Raw genomic sequence first — 17,349 nt, forward strand, 5'->3', positions numbered from 1 at the left:
TTCGCTCTGGCCCTCATAGCCGACCATTCCGGCCGGCGCGGCACCGCGATCCATGCACAATCCGATTTATATGTCCGACCTGCAAACCTCCAACCCGAATACCGAATCCTTTGCGGCTCTGTTCGAAGAGTCGCTGACCCGCCAAGACATGCGCGCCGGCGAAGTGATTTCCGCCGAAGTCGTGCGCGTCGACCACAACTTCGTGGTCGTCAATGCAGGCCTGAAGTCCGAGGCTTACATTCCGATCGAGGAATTCCTGAACGATCAGGGCGAGGTTGAGGTGCAGGCGGGCGATTTCGTGTCCGTCGCGATCGACGCGCTCGAAAACGGCTACGGCGACACGATCCTGTCGCGCGACAAGGCGAAGCGCCTTGCATCGTGGCTGTCGCTGGAAAAGGCACTCGACAACAACGAACTCGTCACCGGCACGATCACCGGCAAAGTGAAGGGCGGCATGACCGTGATGGTCAACGGCATCCGCGCGTTCCTGCCGGGTTCGCTGGTCGACACCCGTCCGGTCAAGGACACGACCCCGTACGAAGGCAAGACGCTCGAGTTCCGCGTCATCAAGCTCGACCGCAAGCGTAACAACGTCGTGCTGTCGCGCCGCGCAGTGATCGAAGCGACCCAGGGCGAAGAGCGCGCGAAGCTGCTCGAAACGCTGAAGGAAGGCGCGATCGTCAACGGCGTGGTCAAGAACATCACCGACTACGGCGCGTTCGTGGACCTCGGCGGCATCGACGGCCTGCTGCACATCACCGACATCGCATGGCGCCGCGTGCGTCACCCGAGCGAAGTCCTGTCGGTTGGCCAGGAAGTCACCGCGAAGATCCTCAAGTTCGACCAAGAGAAGAACCGCGTGTCGCTGGGCATCAAGCAACTGGGCGACGATCCGTGGGAAGGCATCTCGCGCCGCTACCCGTCGGGCACGCGCCTGTTCGGCAAGGTCACGAACATCACCGACTACGGCGCATTCGTCGAAGTGGAATCGGGCATCGAAGGCCTTGTCCACGTGTCGGAAATGGACTGGACCAACAAGAACGTTGCTCCGTCGAAGGTTGTCCAGCTGGGCGACGAAGTCGAAGTCATGGTCCTCGAGATCGACGAAGACCGCCGTCGTATCAGCCTCGGCATGAAGCAGTGCAAGCCGAATCCGTGGGATGACTTCAGCCGCAACTTCAAGAAGGGCGACAAGATCACGGGCGCAATCAAGTCGATCACCGACTTCGGCGTGTTCATCGGTCTGCCGGGCGGCATCGACGGCCTGGTCCACCTGTCGGACCTGTCGTGGAGCGAAACCGGCGAAGAAGCCGTTCGCAAGTACAAGAAGGGCGACGAAGTCGAGGCAATCGTGCTCGGCATCGACGTCGAGAAGGAGCGCATTTCGCTCGGCATCAAGCAACTCGAAGGCGACCCGTTCAGCAACTACGTTGCAATGAACGACAAGGGCTCGATCGTTGACGGCGTGGTCAAGTCGGTCGACGCGAAGGGCGCGGTCATCACGCTGACGGGCGACATCGAAGGCTACCTGCGTGCGTCGGAAATCTCGCAGGATCGCGTCGAAGATGCACGCAACGTGCTGAAGGAAGGCGACAAGGTCAACGCGATGGTGATCAACATCGATCGCAAGTCGCGCGGCATCAACCTGTCGATCAAGGCGAAGGATTCGGCAGAGCAGCAGGAAGCGATCCGCGGCCTGCAAGCCGACACCAGCTCTGCAGCGACGGGTACGACCAACCTCGGCGCACTGCTGAAGGCCAAGCTCGACGGCCAGAACCAGTAAGCCTTACGAGGTCTGCTGAAGTATGACCAAATCCGAGTTGGTCGCGCAGTTGGCATCGCGATTTCCGCAACTTGTCCTCAAGGATGCGGATTTCGCGGTGAAAACGATGCTCGATGCGATGTCCGATGCTCTGTCCAAAGGGCATCGCATTGAAATTCGGGGTTTCGGCAGCTTCGGTCTCAACCGTCGCCCGGCCCGCGTCGGACGCAACCCGAAGTCGGGGGAGAAAGTGCAGGTGCCCGAGAAATTCGTGCCGCACTTCAAACCCGGCAAGGAGTTGCGCGAACGCGTCGACGGCCGGGCCGGCGAACCGTTGAAGGCCGAGGATCCGGACGACGAGCGGTAAGCGTCGTTCGACCGCCCGGAACCCATCCGGCAACGGCTGAAGAAAAGCGCCCCTTGCGGGCGCTTTTTTTATTTTCGGGGGCGCTTCGAGCGCGCGATGCGATACGCACGGCGGCACGCGAGGCATCGGATGCGCTGACGCCGAAACGCATCCTTTACAATACGGGTCGATTCGGCGACGCGAAGGGGAGTCGCGCGCCGCGGCGAAATCTCATTCAAAGAGAGGGCTTCATGAAGTTTATCGTCTGGCTGATCCGGGTATTGGTGTTCGTGCTGTTGCTGGTGCTCGCATTGGCCAATACGCAAACCGCGACGTTGAATTTCCTCGCCGGCTACGCGTGGCAAGCTCCGCTGATCCTGATCGGCCTCGCGTTCTTCGTTGTCGGCCTGATTGCCGGTCTGCTGTCCGCGCTGCCGGCGATCTTCCGGATGCGCATCGAGAACGGGCGCCTGAAGCGCGACCTGCGCGCAGCGCGCGAAACGCCGGCCGTGATCGACCAGCCGCCGATGCCGCCCGTCATTTAACCGACCCGACGCCGCGCGAACGCCGCGCGGTTTTCGTTTCCGCTTCGATATATCGCATGGATCTGGATTTCTGGTGGTTGCTCGCGATTCCGGTCGCTTTCGCGCTCGGCTGGGCAGCGTCACGCTATGACCTGAAGAATCTCCTGTCGGAGAGCGCCAACTTGCCGCGGTCGTATTTCCGCGGCCTCAATTTTCTGCTGAACGAACAACCCGACAAGGCGATCGACGCGTTCATCGAGGTCGCGAAGCTCGACCCGGAAACGGTCGAGCTACACTTCGCGCTCGGCAACCTGTTTCGCCGCCGCGGCGAGACGGACCGCGCAATCCGCGTGCACCAGAACCTGCTGAGCCGAACCGACCTGCCCGTCAGCGAGCGCGATCACGCACTGTACGAGCTCGGCCAGGATTTCCTTAAGGCCGGCCTGCTCGATCGTGCGGAAGAGGCGTTCCACAAGCTGGCCGACGGCGACTATGCGCTCGGCGCGCAGCGCGCACTCCTGACGATCTACGAGATCGAAAAGGACTGGAACAAGTCGATCGATACCGCGAAGCGGATCGAATCGATGAGCGAGAAGCCGCTCGGCATCGAAATCGCGCAGTTCCGCTGCGAGCTCGCGCAGGACGCGCTGCAGCGCAAGGACGCGCAGGCCGCCGCCGAGCAGCTGCGGCTCGCGCTTGTCGCGAACCCGCAGAATGTCCGCGCGACGATCCTGTCCGGCGATGCGGCCGCGGCCGCGGGCGACCACGAGGCCGCGATCGGCCACTGGAAGCGTGTCGAGGCGCAGAATCCGGCTTACCTGCCGCTCGTTGCCGACAAGCTGATGAAGTCGTATGTCGCGCTCGACCGCACCAGTGAAGGCACCGCGCTGCTGATCGAGTACGTCGACCGCTATGCGTCGAACGATCTGCTCGACATCGCGTACCAGCACATTGCGGGGCTGCGCGGCCAGGAGGCCGCACACACGCTCGCGCGCGCGCAGATGGAAAAATCGCCGAACCTGTCGGGCATGCTGCACCTGCTCGACGCGCAGATCGCGGCGGCCGACGAGCCGCGTCGTAAGGAACTTGAAATGATGCGTGCGCTGATCAGGCAGCGCACCAAAAATCTGCCACGGTATACGTGCCAGAATTGCGGTTTCCGGGCACGGCTCTTCTACTGGCAATGCCCCGGATGCAGCGGCTGGGAAACCTATGCGCCGCGCCGCGTCGACCCTGCGATGTCGAGCTGATCCCGGCAGGCGGGACGAACGCGATGCGGCTGCCGCCGGCTCCGGCCCGGCGGCCAAGTTAGTCTATTACCGGGAACCTTCACCGGAACATCTATGAAAATCACCATCATCGGCACCGGATACGTCGGTCTCGTCACGGGCGCATGCCTCGCGGAGATCGGCCACGACGTCTTCTGTCTCGACGTTGATCAGCGCAAGATCGACATCCTGAACAACGGCGGCATGCCGATCCACGAACCCGGTCTGCTGGACATCATCGCGCGCAACCGCGCGGCGGGGCGCCTGCGCTTTTCGACCGACATCGAGGCGAGCGTCGCGCACGGCGAGATCCAGTTCATCGCGGTCGGCACGCCGCCGGATGAAGACGGCTCGGCCGACCTGCAGTACGTGCTCGAGGCGGCGCGCAACATCGGCCGCCACATGACTGCGTTCAAGGTGATCGTCGACAAGTCGACCGTGCCGGTCGGCACCGCGCAGCGCGTGCGCGGCGTGGTCGACGAGGCGTTGGCCGCACGCGGCCTCGCGGGCAGCGTCGCGCACCGCTTCTCGGTCGTGTCGAACCCGGAATTCCTGAAGGAAGGCGCGGCGGTCGACGACTTCATGCGTCCGGACCGGATCATCATCGGCGTCGATGACGACGAGACAGGCACGATCGCGCGCGAGAAGATGAAGAAGCTGTACGCGCCGTTCAACCGCAATCACGAGCGCACGATCTACATGGACGTGCGTTCGGCGGAATTCTCGAAATACGCGGCGAACGCGATGCTCGCGACCCGCATCTCGTTCATGAACGAGATGTCGAACCTCGCCGACAAGGTTGGCGCGGACATCGAGGCCGTGCGGCGCGGGATCGGCTCCGATCCGCGCATCGGCTATCACTTCCTGTATGCGGGCGTTGGCTACGGCGGTTCATGCTTCCCGAAGGACGTACAGGCGCTGATCCGCACGGCGGGCGAGAACGGCCAGCCGCTGCACATTCTCGAGGCGGTCGAGGCGGCGAACCACGCGCAGAAGAGCGTGCTGATCGGCAAGATCGAGCAGCGCTTCGGTGCGGACCTGACCGGCCGCGAGTTCGCGGTCTGGGGCCTCGCGTTCAAGCCGAATACCGACGACATGCGCGAGGCGCCGAGCCGCCGCCTGATCGCTGCGCTGCTGGAGCGCGGCGCCACCGTGCGTGCGTACGATCCGGTCGCGATCGACGAGGCGCGCCGGGTATTCGCGCTGGATTTCGGCGACGAGGCCGACGCGCTGTCGCGCCTGCACTTCGTCGACACGCAGGATGTGGCCGTGACGGGCGCGGACGCGCTCGTGATCGTCACCGAATGGAAGGAATTCAAGAGCCCCGATTTCACGCGCCTGAAGGCGGAGCTGAAGGCGCCGGTGATCTTCGACGGCCGCAACCTGTACGAGCCGGACGCGATGGCCGAACTCGGCATCGACTATTACGCAATCGGGCGTCCCCATGTCGATCCGCAGACCGTTTCCCGTGGATGAGCGCACGATGAGTACGCCTCGCGAAGTGGGCCCGGTGTCGCGTGAACAGCTTGCACGTTCGCGCGTGCTCGTCGTCGGCGACGTGATGCTCGACCGCTACTGGTTCGGCAACGTCGATCGGATCTCGCCGGAAGCGCCGGTGCCGGTCGTGCACGTGCAGCGCCAGGAAGAACGGCTCGGCGGCGCGGCGAACGTCGCGCGCAATGCGGTGACGCTCGGCGGCAGGGCGGGACTGCTGTGCGTGGTCGGCTGCGACGAGCCGGGCGAGCGGATCGTCGAGCTGCTCGGCAGCAGCGGCGTGACGCCGCATCTCGAGCGCGATCCGGCGCTGCCGACCACGATCAAGCTGCGTGTGCTCGCGCGCCAGCAGCAGCTGTTGCGCGTCGACTTCGAGGCGACGCCGACGCACGAGGTGCTGCTCGCGGGCCTCGCGCGTTTCGACGCGCTGCTGCCGCAGCACGACGTGATCCTGATGTCGGACTACGCGAAGGGCGGCCTCACGCACGTGACGACGATGATCGAGAAGGCGCGCGCGGCCGGCAAGCCCGTGCTCGTCGACCCGAAGGGCGACGACTGGGAGCGCTATCGCGGCGCGTCGCTGATTACGCCAAACCGTGCCGAACTGCGCGAAGTCGTCGGGCACTGGAAGTCGGAAGACGACCTGCGCGAGCGGGTCGCGAAGCTGCGCGCATCGCTCGGCATCGACGCACTGTTGCTGACGCGCTCGGAGGAAGGCATGACGCTGTTCTCCGGCACGGGCGAGCTGCATGCGCCCGCGCTCGCGCGCGAGGTGTTCGACGTGTCCGGCGCCGGCGACACGGTGATCGCGACGGTCGCGACGATGCTCGGCGCCGGCGTACCGCTCGTCGACGCGGTCGTGCTCGCCAATCGCGCAGCGGGGATCGTGGTCGGCAAGCTCGGCACCGCCACGGTTGACTACGACGAACTGTTTCATTGAGCGCACGCGCGCGGGATGCCGCGCGCTGTGTCGCATACTTTTCAGGCAGGAAGGACGACCATGACCCTCATCGTCACCGGCGCGGCCGGTTTCATCGGCGCGAACATCGTCAAGGCGCTCAACGAGCGCGGCGAGACGCGCATCATCGCGGTCGACAACCTGACGCGCGCGGACAAGTTCCGGAACCTCGTCGATTGCGAGATCGACGACTATCTCGACAAGACCGAGTTCGTCGAGCGCTTCGCGCGCGGCGACTTCGGCAAGGTGCGCGCGGTGTTCCACGAAGGCGCATGTTCCGACACGATGGAACACGACGGCCGCTACATGATGGACAACAACTTCCGCTATAGCCGCGCGGTGCTCGATACGTGTCTCGCGCAGGGCGCGCAGTTCCTGTATGCGTCGTCGGCGGCGACCTACGGCGGCTCGACGCGCTTCGTCGAGGAGCGCGAGGTCGAGGCGCCGCTCAACATCTACGGCTATTCGAAGTTCCTGTTCGACCAGGTGATCCGCCGCGTGCTGCCGAGCGCGAAGAGCCAGATCGCTGGCTTCCGCTATTTCAACGTGTACGGCCCGCGCGAGACGCACAAGGGCCGGATGGCGTCGGTCGCGTTTCACAACTTCAACCAGTTCCGCGCGGAAGGCAAGGTCAAGCTGTTCGGCGAATACAACGGCTACGCGCCAGGCGAGCAGACCCGCGACTTCGTGTCGATCGAGGACGTCGTGAAGGTCAACCTGTTCTTCTTCGATCATCCGGAGAAGTCGGGCATCTTCAACCTCGGCACGGGACGTGCGCAGCCGTTCAACGACGTCGCGACGTCGGTGGTCAACACGCTGCGTGCGCTCGACAATCTGCCGCCGCTGACGCTCGCGCAGCAGGTCGAGCAGGGCCTGATCGAATACGTGCCGTTCCCGGACGCGCTGCGCGGCAAGTACCAGTGCTTCACGCAGGCGGACCAGACGAAGCTGCGCGCGGCCGGCTACGACGCGTCGTTCCTGACCGTGCAGGAAGGCGTCGACCGCTACGTACGTTGGCTGTCCGGCCAGGTTTAAGCCGGCGCGCCGGATCTTTAGACTGGGTGTCACGGTCGGCAGCCGCCGGCCGTTTTCACCAGGAGATCCGGAACATGATCAAGCAATGGTTCGCTGCGGCGGCGCTGTTTGGCGCGATCGCGTCGGCGTGGGCTGCCGTCGACGTCAACACCGCAGGCGAGGATGCGCTCGTCGGCATCAAGGGCATCGGGGCTGCCAGGGCAAAGGCGATCCTCGATGAACGTGCGGCGCGCGGCCCGTTCAAGAACGCGGACGACCTCGCCACGCGTGTGAAGGGCATGGGCGGGCATACCGTCGAGCGCCTGCAGCGCGAAGGGCTTACGATCGGCGCGGCCGGCGTAGGCGCGGCCGGCTCAGGTGCAACGGCGCCTGCTGCGGGCAAACCCGCAGCCGCGCCGGCCGCGAAGCCTGCCGCGCCGACTGCGCGCACCGCGCAGAAGTAAGGTTTCCGCAGCGCCATCAGGCTCCTTCAGCCGCCGTCCTCGCGACGGTTTCCCGCGGCGTGCCGCGGGTTTTTTGCGTGCCGGTTCTGCCGTTGCGTGTGTCGATTGGCGTGCCGATTGGCGTGCCGATACGCGGCGCGGTATTCCATCGTCGCGTTGGGGATAGCCGGCACGGGGCGCGTCGCTGGTTTAGAATCGACCGCTTGTTCGGCATCGCATTCACGGTACCTCCATGGCTTACAAAACTATCGAAGACACGATCGGCAATACGCCGCTCGTGCAATTGGTCCGCTTGCCGGATGACGAGATTCGCGCGCGCAACAACGTGATTCTCGCGAAGCTGGAAGGCAACAACCCGGCGGGTTCCGTGAAGGATCGCCCGGCGCTGTCGATGATCCGCAACGCCGAAGAGCGCGGCCGCATCAAGCCGGGCGACACGCTGATCGAGGCGACGAGCGGCAACACGGGCATCGCGCTCGCGATGGCCGCGGCGATCCGCGGCTACAAGATGGTGCTGATCATGCCGGAGGACCTGTCGGTCGAACGGCGCCAGAGCATGGCGGCCTACGGCGCGGAAATCATCCTGACGCCGGTGAAGGGCGGGATGGAGCTGGCGCGCGATCTCGCGGACCAGATGCAGCGCGAAGGCAAGGGCGTGATCCTCGACCAGTTCGCGAACCTCGACAACCCGCTCGCGCATTACGAAGCGACGGGCCCGGAAATCTGGCGCGATACCGAGGGCCGCATCACGCACTTCGTATCGGCGATGGGCACGACGGGCACGATCATGGGCGTGTCGCGGTATCTGAAGGAGCAGAATCCGTCGATCGAAATCGTCGGCGCGCAGCCGGAGGAAGGCTCGCGCATTCCCGGCATCCGCAAATGGCCGGAAGCGTATCTGCCGAAGATCTTCGATCGCACCCGCGTCGACCGCGTCGAGAACGTGAGCCAGGCCGCGTCCGAAGCGGCCGCGCGCAATCTTGCGGCCGTCGAGGGTATCTTCGCCGGCATCTCGTCGGGTGGTGCCTGCGAAGTCGCGCTGCGGATCGCGCGGCAGGTCGAGAACGCGACGATCGTGTTCATCGTCTGCGATCGTGGCGACCGCTATCTGTCGACGGGCGTGTTCCCCGCGTAAGCGACGCCGTTCGCACGCAACATAAAAAAAGCGCCGCGACATGCGGCGCTTCCTTCGTCTGGCTTCGTCAGGCGGGCTGCACGCGATTACTGCGCTTGCGCCTGCGCGTTCGGGCGTGCCGGCGCGAGCGCGCCGGTCGCTTCCATCTGCGCCTTCACGCTCTCGCCGAGCTGGTAGACCGTGAGCGCATAGAAGAAGCTGCGGTTGTAACGCGTCAGCACATAGAAATTCTTGAGCCCGAGCATGTATTCGGTTGCGCGCCCGGGCGACGGCAGGTCGATCACCGTGACGGGCGTGCCGGCCTCGGCCGCGATGTCGACCGATCGCTCGTTGAGCGTCATGCCCGCGCTCAGCAACTGCGACAGCGCCCAATGCGGCTCCGGCTGTCCGTCGGCCGCGGCCTGCGCGATACCCTGGCTGCCGGTATCGGGGGCGATCTGCCAGACCACCGGGCGATCGGTTTCCCAGCCGTGCTGCTTCAGGTAGTTCGCGACGCTGCCGATCGCGTCGGCCGGGCTGCTGCGCAGGTCGACGTGGCCGTTGCCTTCGTAATCGACCGCAAATTCGCGGATGCTGCTCGGCAGGAACTGCGGAATGCCGATCGCGCCCGTATACGAGCCGAGCACGGTCGCCGGGTCGAGCTGGTTGTCGCGCGTCCAGACGAGGAAATCCTCGAGGTTCTTGCGGAACGTCGCCTGGCGGCTGTCGCGATTCGGCGTGTCCGGATAATCGAACGTGAGCGTCGTCAGCGCATCGAGCACGCGGAAGTTGCCCATGTAGCGGCCGTAGATCGTCTCGACGCCGATGATGCCGACGATCACTTCCGGCGGCACGCCGAATTCTTCCGACGCGCGCTGCAGCGTCGCCATGTTCGCCTTCCAGAACTTCACGCCCGCGTTGATGCGGATCGGCTCGATGAAGCGCGAGCGGTACACGCGCCAGTTCTTCACGGTCGGCGCCGCCGCGGGCTTCACGAGCTTGACTGCGGTCGCCGAATAGCTGACGCGCGCGAAGAGCGCTTGCAGGCTGGCGGGATCGAAGTCGTGGCGGCTCACCATGTCGTTGATGAAGGCGTCGACCTGCGCGTTGTTCGCGTAGCGCTGCGGGACGATCTCTTCCTCGAATGTCTGGCCTTGCTGTGCCGGCTGTTGCGGCTGAGCCGGTGCGGCGGGCGTGCTGGCGGCCGCCGGCGGCTGCGTCTGCGTCTGCGTTTGCGCGCCGACCGGCGCGGCAGCGAAGACGGCAGCGAGGGCGGCGGCAACGAGCGGGAGACGCGCACGGAACAGTGCGGAAACGGAGGCGACAGGCTTGTTGTAATTCATGAAGAACCGGAGCGGACAGGGCGAATGCGTTCGGCGCAGTATACCCGACGCATCTGCCGCGACGGGGCGAACCGGGCGCCCGTTGTGGTAAGTTAGCGGCGAATTCGCGACAGACGATGGACCTTATTGATGGAGACCTGCGGCGCCCGTGCGCTGCGGACGACGCTTATGGCAACCGCCTTTTATACGCACCCCGACTGCATGCTGCATGAGATGGGGCAATGGCACCCGGAATGCCCGGCTCGCCTGTCGGCGATCCAGGACCAGCTGATCGCGAGCCGCATCGACGACCTGGTCGCACACGAGACCGCGCCGTTCGCGAGCGAAGCCGCGCTCGCGCGTGTGCATACGCAGGCGCACATCGACTACATCCGGGGCATGACGCCGACCGACGGCTACGTCGAGATCGATCCCGATACGCTGATGAACCGCGATACGTGGCGCGCGGCGCTGCGCGCGGCCGGCGCCGCGCTCGCGGCGACCGATGCGGTGATCGAGGGGCGCTACGACAACGCGTTCTGCAGCGTGCGGCCGCCCGGCCATCACGCGGAGCCCGCGCGAGCGATGGGCTTCTGCTTCTTCAACAACGTCGCGATCGCCGCGCGGCATGCGCTCGACGTGCACGGGCTCGAGCGCGTCGCGATCGTCGATTTCGACGTGCATCACGGCAACGGCACCGAGGCCGCGTTCGCGAATGACGAGCGCGTGCTGATGTGCAGCATCTTCCAGCATCCGCTGTATCCGTTCTCCGGTGTCGAGCACCAGGCGCCGAACATGGTCAACCTGCCGATGCCCGCGCGCAGCAACGGGATGGCGGTTCGCGAGGCGGTCGACATGTTCTGGCTGCCGCGCCTCGACGCGTTCAAGCCGCAGATGCTGTTCGTGTCCGCGGGTTTCGACGCGCATCGCGAGGACGACATCGGCGGCCTCGGTCTCGTCGAGTCGGATTTCGAATGGATCACCGCGCAGATCGTCGAGATCGCGCGCCGTCACGCGCAAGGGCGTATCGTCAGTTGCCTCGAGGGCGGCTACAGCCTGTCGGCGCTTGGCCGCAGCGTCGTCGCGCACCTGCGCGTGCTGGCCGGCATCTGAAGCCGCGCGGCGCCGTTCAGCGCGCCGGCGCGCGTGCGTGAATCCACGCGATCAGTGCGTCGATCACGCGATCGCGTTCGAGGTCGTTCATCGTTTCGTGGAAGCCGCCTTCGTACAGCGTGAGCGTGCGGTCAGGCGAGCCGACGCGCGCGCCGAACGCGCGGCTGCCATCCGGTTCGGTCAGCTTGTCCTCGGTGCCGTGATAGACGAGCACCGGCACGCGCAGTGCGCCGCGGCCGCGTTCGATGCGCGCCATCGCATCGAGAATTTCCGCGCCGGTGCGGGCTGGCACCGCGCCGTGATGCACGAGCGGGTCGGCGCGGTTGGCGGCGACGATGGCCGGATCGCGCGACAGCAGCGCCGCGTCGATCCGGATCGCGGGAAAAGTCGGCCACACGCGGCTGATGAAGCGGCTGACCGCGAGCATCCAGCGCGGCACGTCGCGACCCGGCGCGAGCGCGGGGCTCGACAGCACGAGTCCGGCAAACGCGCGGCCGCGGGCCGGTGCGCGCTCGATCGCATACAGCGCCGCGATCGCGCCGCCCATGCTGTGCCCCATCAGGAACAGCGGCACGTTGCCACCATTGCCGCGTCCGGCTTCGGCGACGAGCGCATCGGCGTCATGCAGGTAGCCATCGAACCGGTCGACCCACGCGCGCTTGCCGGGCGACTGGCCGTGTCCGCGCAGGTCGACGGCTAGCACGTCGATACCCGCCGCGTTCAGGCGCGCCGCGAGCGCATCGTAGCGTCCCGCATGCTCCGCCAGGCCGTGCACGAGCGCGACCGTCGCGCGCGGCGCGGCGCCGCCGTCGCCGGCCGGCCAGCGGTACGACGCCAGTTCCAGGCCGTCGGCAGTGCGCAGCCGTTTGATCCGCGGCGGATGCGAAGCGCGTGTGGCGGACGCGGGCGCAGTGGCGGTGGCGGTCATCTGACGTGTCCCCTTGATCGTTGATCTTTGCGTTCCCGATCATAGACGCCGCGCAGCCGGTGCGCGTCAGCGGTCCCCTCTAATTTCGTCCGGTTATGAAAAGATCGAAATCGATTATTAAGGGGAATGAGGCGTTTGCGGTAAAATCGCCGGCTATTCCAGATGCATCGGCGGCCGACTGGCGGGGCCTGCACAGGCGGCTCGCCAGCCGTCCGCCGTTTTGTTTACATGATCGAATTACGTAATCTGTCGCAGCGTTTCGCGGGGCCCAGCGGATGGGTCGAGGCGCTGCACAACGTCAACCTGACGATTCCGAAGGGCGAGGTGTTCGGCATCATCGGCCGCAGCGGCGCCGGCAAGAGCACGCTCGTGCGCACCATCAACCTGCTGACCCGGCCGAGCGAAGGCAACGTCGTCGTCGGCGGGCGCGATCTCACGCTGCTGCCCGCGGGCGCGCTGCGCGAAGCGCGTCGCGAGATCGGCATGATCTTTCAGCACTTCAACCTGCTGTCATCGCGCACCGTGTACGACAACGTCGCGCTGCCGCTCGAGCTGGCCGGCGCGAGCCGCGCCGAAATCGATGCGGCGGTGCTGCCGCTGCTCGACCTCGTCGGGCTGTCCGCGCAGAAGGACCGTTATCCGGCGCAGATCAGCGGTGGCCAGAAGCAGCGCGTCGGCATCGCGCGCGCGCTCGCGAGCCAGCCGAAAGTGCTGCTGTCCGACGAGGCGACGTCGGCGCTCGATCCCGAAACGACGCGCTCGATCCTCGATCTGCTGAAGCGCATCAACCGCGAGCTCGGCCTGACGATCGTGCTGATCACGCACCAGATGGAAGTGATCAAGCAGGTGTGCGATCGCGTCGCGGTGCTCGACGCGGGGCGTGTGGTCGAGGAGGGCAAGGTCATCGACGTGTTCCTGCAGCCGCACCACGAAGTGACGCGCGCGCTGATCGGCGACGTGATCGCGCAGGAGTTGCCGCCCGCGCTGAAGAAGCGCGTGGCCGAGCGGCTCAAGACCGGCAGCGGTCACCTGTTGCGCCTCGCGTTCACGGGGTCGGGCGTCGACCAGCCGATCCTGTCGGAGACGATCCGCCGCTACGAACTCGATTTCAACATCCTGCACGGCCAGATCGACGAGATCCAGGGCCAGGCGTTCGGTTCGCTCGCGGTGCTCGCGGGCGGCGAGCCGGGCAAGGTCGGACAGGCGCTCGCGTTCCTGCGCGAGCAAGGCGTGGTGGTAGAGGAGCTTTCGTATGTTGAGTGAAATGTTCGACATGTTCGTGCAGTCGTTCTGGGAGACGCTGATCATGGTCGGCATCTCGGGCGTCGTCGGCGCGCTCGTCGGGCTGCCGCTCGGCGTGCTGCTGTACCTGACCGATCGCCAGGGCGTGCTGCAGAACCTCGCGGTGAACCGCGTGCTCGGCGGCTTCGTGAATGCGGTGCGCTCGACGCCGTTCATCATCCTGCTGGTCGCGGTGATTCCGTTCACGCGGCTCGTCACGGGCTCGTCGATCGGCACCGCGGCGGCCGTTGTGCCGCTGACGCTCGCGGCCGCGCCGTTCATCGCGCGCCTCGTCGAGACCGCGCTGCGCGAAGTGGACCGCGGGCTGATCGAAGCCGCGCAGTCGATGGGCGCGACGACGCCGCAGATCGTGTTCAAGGTGCTGCTGCCGGAATCGCTGCCGGGCATCGTCGCGGGGCTGACGATCACGTTCGTGTCGCTCGTCGGCTATTCGGCGATGGCGGGCGCGATCGGCGGCGGCGGGCTCGGCGATCTCGGCATCCGCTACGGTTACCAGCGCTACCTGCCGGAAGTGATGTGGACGGTGGTTGCGATCCTGATCGTGTTCGTGCAGATCGTGCAGTCGTTCGGCGACTGGCTCGTGCGGCGGCTCAGCCACAAATAAGACGATATCCGGCATGTTTGGGGGAAAGACGATGCAACGACGGTTCATGCTGAAGTTCGCGGCGGCGCTCGGCGCGGCCGCGCTGTTCGCGGGCGCGCAGGCCCGGGCCGAAACCATCAAGGTCGGCGTGACGGGCGGCCCGCACGCGCAGGTGATGGAAGTCGTGAAGCAGGTCGCGGCCAGGAGCGGTCTTGATATCCGGATCGTCGAATTCTCCGACTACGTGCAGCCGAACGCGGCGCTCGCCGCGGGCGATCTCGATGCGAACAGCTATCAGCACGAGCCGTATCTGCAGGCGCAGGTGAAGGACCGCGGCTACAAGCTGATCAAGGTGGCCGACACCGTGACGTTCCCGATGGGCATCTACTCGAAGCGCGTGAAGTCGCTCGCGGAACTGAAGCCGGGCGCGCGCGTCGCGGTTCCGAACGATCCGACGAATGGCGGCCGTGCGCTGCTGTTGCTGCAGAAGCAGGGTGTGCTGAAGCTGCGCGCGGACGCGGGGCTGAAGGCAACACCGCTCGACATCGTCGACAATCCGAGAAAGCTGAAGATCGTCGAGCTCGACGCGGCGCAGATCCCGCGTTCGCTCGGCGACGTCGACGCCGCGGCGATCAACACCAATTACGCGATGGAAGCGGGGTTGAAGCCCAAACAGGACGCGATCGCGATCGAGGGCCCGAACGGCCCGTATGCGAACATCATCGCAATTCGCGACGCGGACCGGAGCAAGCCTTGGGTCGCGAAGCTCGTCGCGGCCTATCATTCGCCTGAGGTGAAGCAGTTCATCGAGGGCAAGTTCGGCGGCGCGGTGATCGCCGCCTGGTAATGTGAGATGCGGCGAGGTGCGGCGCGGTGCGCGGGGCGTCCGGCGGCGATTAGAGTCGATGATCGAAAACCCGGGCTTTGCGTCCGGGTTTTTTCTCTTTTAAAATAGAACGATCGTTCGCTATCATTGGCATTTCGCCAAGAAGCGGTATCCTCGACATCCACGATGGATGGGTCCGCTTGGCCGCGCAGTCACGAGGCCTCGCTATAAAATGGCCTCTGGTCGTATTCGTAACTTTGGAGCGTGTGCATGAAAATCCTGGTGCCAGTGAAAAGAGTGGTCGATTACAACGTGAAGGTCCGCGTGAAGTCGGACAACACGGGCGTCGACATCGCGAACGTGAAGATGTCGATGAACCCGTTCGACGAAATCGCCGTTGAAGAAGCCGTGCGCCTGAAGGAAGCGGGCGTGGCGACCGAAGTGGTCGCGGTGTCGGTTGGCGTCGCGCAAGCGCAGGAAACGCTGCGTACGGCGTTGGCGATCGGCGCGGATCGCGCGATCCTCGTCGAGTCGAACGACGGCGTCGAGCCGCTCGCAGTCGCGAAGATCCTGAAGGCGCTGGTCGACAAGGAGCAGCCGCAGCTGGTGATCCTCGGCAAGCAGGCGATCGACGACGATTCGAACCAGACGGGCCAGATGCTGGCTGCACTGGCCGGCCTGCCGCAAGCGACGTTCGCGTCGAAGGTGACGATCGCCGACGGCCGTGCAACGGTCGCGCGTGAAATCGATGGCGGCGCGGAAACGCTGTCGCTGACGCTGCCGGCGGTCGTGACGACCGACCTGCGCCTGAACGAGCCGCGTTACGTGACGCTGCCGAACATCATGAAGGCGAAGAAGAAGCCGCTCGAGACCGTGAAGCCGGAAGACCTCGGCGTGGACGTTGCGCCGCGTCTGAAGACGCTGAAAGTGGCGGAGCCGCCGAAGCGCGCGGCCGGCGTGAAGGTGCCGGACGTGAAGACGCTGGTCGAGAAGCTGAAGACCGAAGCCAAGGTGCTGTAAGAGGGAGCGGATAGAAATGACGATTCTGGTTATTGCGGAACACGACAACGCGTCGATCAAGGCGGCGACGCTGAACACGGTGGCTGCAGCTGCGAAGATCGGCGGCGACATTCACGTGCTGGTCGCGGGTCACAACGCGCAGGGCGCGGCCGACGCGGCAGCAAAGATTGCAGGCGTTTCGAAGGTGCTGCTGGCTGACGCGCCGCAACTCGAAGCGGGCCTCGCGGAAAACGTCGAAGCGACCGCACTGAACATCGCGAAGGACTATTCGCACATCCTCGCGCCGGCTACCGCCTACGGCAAGAACATCGCGCCGCGCATCGCCGCGAAGCTGGACGTCGCGCAGATTTCGGACATCACGGCGGTCGATTCGGCCGACACGTTCGAGCGCCCGATCTACGCAGGCAACGCGATCGCGACGGTTCAATCGAGCGACCCGATCAAGGTGATCACGGTGCGTGCAACCGGTTTCGATCCGGTGGCGGCCGAAGGCGGCAGCGCGGCGGTCGACAAGATCGAAGCAGCAGCCGATGCAGGCAAGTCGCAATTCGTCAGCCGTGAAGTGACGAAGCTGGACCGTCCGGAGCTGACGTCGGCAAGCATCATCGTGTCGGGCGGCCGCGGTCTGGGCAGCGGCGAGAACTACACGAAGGTGCTGGAGCCGCTGGCCGACAAGCTGTCGGCTGCGCTCGGCGCATCGCGCGCGGCAGTCGATGCCGGCTACGTGCCGAACGACTATCAGGTCGGCCAGACCGGCAAGATCGTCGCACCGCAGCTGTACATCGCGGTCGGCATCTCGGGTGCAATCCAGCATCTGGCCGGCATGAAGGATTCGAAGGTGATCGTCGCGATCAACAAGGATCCCGAAGCACCGATCTTCAGCGTGGCTGACTACGGCCTCGTCGGCGATCTGTTCACGCTCGTGCCGGAGCTCGTGAACGAACTGGGCTGACGCGGCGCGATGCGCTGCGCATGATGCTTCAGCGATAAGCACACGACACGAGGGGCGCGACGAGCGCCCCTTTTTTTGCGCCATAAGCAGAAGACGGAGGAGCAACATGAGTTACGCCGCACCGGTCAAGGACATGCTGTTCGTGCTGAAGGAACTGGCCGGCATCGACGCCGTCGCGCAGCTGCCGGGTTTCGAGGACGCAGGCTTCGACACCGCACAGGCCGTGCTCGATGAATCCGCGAAATTCTGCGGCGAAGTGCTGGCGCCGCTGAACGTCGACGGCGATCGCAACCCGAGCAGCTGGAAGGACGGCGAGGTGACCGCGACGCCGGGCTTCAAGGAAGCGTTCCGCCAGTTCG

18 protein-coding genes are annotated in these 17,349 nt (G+C 65.5%); 16 read left to right on the plus strand and 2 right to left on the minus strand.

Going from position 1 to position 17,349, the window contains the following annotated elements; all coding sequences use genetic code 11:
- Window positions 1–70: 70 nt before the first annotated feature.
- The 9 genes from rpsA to cysM all read left to right on the plus strand — a co-directional run bounded on the left by rpsA (window position 71) and on the right by cysM (window position 8,965).
- Entirely contained in the window at window positions 71–1,783 is a 1,713-nt protein-coding gene (gene rpsA, locus DID96_RS16820; RefSeq protein WP_124600412.1) for a 30S ribosomal protein S1, read from the plus strand.
- Between the two features lie 22 nt (window positions 1,784–1,805).
- The gene (locus DID96_RS16825; protein WP_124600413.1) at window positions 1,806–2,129 is read left to right on the plus strand and encodes an integration host factor subunit beta; all 324 of its coding nucleotides are present in this window, start codon (window positions 1,806–1,808) and stop codon (window positions 2,127–2,129) included.
- Between the two features lie 230 nt (window positions 2,130–2,359).
- Window positions 2,360–2,653, plus strand: a complete 294-nt coding sequence (locus DID96_RS16830) for a lipopolysaccharide assembly LapA domain-containing protein (protein ID WP_124600414.1) — start codon at window positions 2,360–2,362, stop codon at window positions 2,651–2,653.
- A gap of 56 nt (window positions 2,654–2,709) precedes the next feature.
- Complete coding sequence (gene lapB / locus DID96_RS16835; RefSeq protein WP_124600415.1) at window positions 2,710–3,882, plus strand: lipopolysaccharide assembly protein LapB; 1,173 nt, start codon at window positions 2,710–2,712, stop codon at window positions 3,880–3,882.
- A gap of 93 nt (window positions 3,883–3,975) precedes the next feature.
- Entirely contained in the window at window positions 3,976–5,376 is a 1,401-nt protein-coding gene (locus tag DID96_RS16840) for a UDP-glucose/GDP-mannose dehydrogenase family protein (RefSeq protein WP_124600416.1), read from the plus strand.
- 7 nt (window positions 5,377–5,383) lie between these two features.
- Window positions 5,384–6,334, plus strand: coding sequence for a D-glycero-beta-D-manno-heptose-7-phosphate kinase (gene rfaE1, locus DID96_RS16845; RefSeq protein WP_124600417.1), 951 nt, complete (start codon window positions 5,384–5,386; stop codon window positions 6,332–6,334).
- A 60-nt stretch (window positions 6,335–6,394) separates the two neighbouring features.
- On the plus strand, window positions 6,395–7,387 hold the full coding sequence (gene rfaD, locus DID96_RS16850) for an ADP-glyceromanno-heptose 6-epimerase (RefSeq protein WP_124600418.1): 993 nt from the start codon (window positions 6,395–6,397) through the stop codon (window positions 7,385–7,387).
- 74 nt (window positions 7,388–7,461) lie between these two features.
- Window positions 7,462–7,830 (plus strand): helix-hairpin-helix domain-containing protein, encoded by a 369-nt coding sequence (locus DID96_RS16855; protein ID WP_124600419.1) that lies wholly within the window; start codon window positions 7,462–7,464, stop codon window positions 7,828–7,830.
- A 232-nt stretch (window positions 7,831–8,062) separates the two neighbouring features.
- A complete protein-coding gene (gene cysM, locus DID96_RS16860) occupies window positions 8,063–8,965 on the plus strand; it encodes a cysteine synthase CysM (RefSeq protein ID WP_124600420.1) in 903 nt (300 codons plus the stop codon).
- An 86-nt stretch (window positions 8,966–9,051) separates the two neighbouring features.
- On the opposite strand, the gene mltB is transcribed toward cysM, so the two are convergent.
- On the minus strand, window positions 9,052–10,287 hold the full coding sequence (gene mltB / locus DID96_RS16865) for a lytic murein transglycosylase B (RefSeq protein WP_124600421.1): 1,236 nt from the start codon (window positions 10,285–10,287) through the stop codon (window positions 9,052–9,054).
- Between the two features lie 168 nt (window positions 10,288–10,455).
- On the opposite strand from mltB, the gene DID96_RS16870 reads away from it, so the two are divergent.
- On the plus strand, window positions 10,456–11,379 hold the full coding sequence (locus DID96_RS16870) for a histone deacetylase family protein (RefSeq protein ID WP_124600422.1): 924 nt from the start codon (window positions 10,456–10,458) through the stop codon (window positions 11,377–11,379).
- A gap of 16 nt (window positions 11,380–11,395) precedes the next feature.
- Here DID96_RS16870 and DID96_RS16875 read toward each other — a convergent pair whose 3' ends face one another.
- Entirely contained in the window at window positions 11,396–12,307 is a 912-nt protein-coding gene (locus DID96_RS16875) for an alpha/beta hydrolase (RefSeq protein ID WP_124600423.1), read from the minus strand.
- A gap of 228 nt (window positions 12,308–12,535) precedes the next feature.
- Between DID96_RS16875 and DID96_RS16880 the strand changes: the two genes are divergently transcribed.
- The 6 genes from DID96_RS16880 to DID96_RS16905 all read left to right on the plus strand — a co-directional run.
- On the plus strand, window positions 12,536–13,570 hold the full coding sequence (locus tag DID96_RS16880) for a methionine ABC transporter ATP-binding protein (protein ID WP_124600424.1): 1,035 nt from the start codon (window positions 12,536–12,538) through the stop codon (window positions 13,568–13,570).
- Window positions 13,560–14,213, plus strand: a complete 654-nt coding sequence (locus tag DID96_RS16885; RefSeq protein ID WP_124600425.1) for a methionine ABC transporter permease — start codon at window positions 13,560–13,562, stop codon at window positions 14,211–14,213. The genes DID96_RS16880 and DID96_RS16885 overlap by 11 nt, the downstream gene beginning before the upstream one ends.
- Window positions 14,214–14,244: 31 nt before the next feature.
- Entirely contained in the window at window positions 14,245–15,039 is a 795-nt protein-coding gene (locus tag DID96_RS16890; RefSeq protein ID WP_124600426.1) for a MetQ/NlpA family ABC transporter substrate-binding protein, read from the plus strand.
- A gap of 249 nt (window positions 15,040–15,288) precedes the next feature.
- Window positions 15,289–16,038 carry an electron transfer flavoprotein subunit beta/FixA family protein gene (locus tag DID96_RS16895; RefSeq protein ID WP_124600427.1) on the plus strand — a complete coding sequence of 250 codons (750 nt, stop codon included), beginning with the start codon at window positions 15,289–15,291 and terminating at the stop codon, window positions 16,036–16,038.
- Window positions 16,039–16,054: 16 nt separating this feature from the next.
- On the plus strand, window positions 16,055–16,990 hold the full coding sequence (locus DID96_RS16900) for an electron transfer flavoprotein subunit alpha/FixB family protein (protein ID WP_124600428.1): 936 nt from the start codon (window positions 16,055–16,057) through the stop codon (window positions 16,988–16,990).
- 106 nt (window positions 16,991–17,096) lie between these two features.
- Window positions 17,097–17,349, plus strand: a 253-nt coding sequence (locus DID96_RS16905; RefSeq protein WP_185732279.1) for an acyl-CoA dehydrogenase N-terminal domain-containing protein, incomplete at its 3' end; no start/stop codon positions are given.

It is taken from the genome of Burkholderia sp. Bp8963 (genome assembly GCF_003854275.1).
Taxonomy (GTDB): Bacteria; Pseudomonadota; Gammaproteobacteria; order Burkholderiales; family Burkholderiaceae; genus Burkholderia.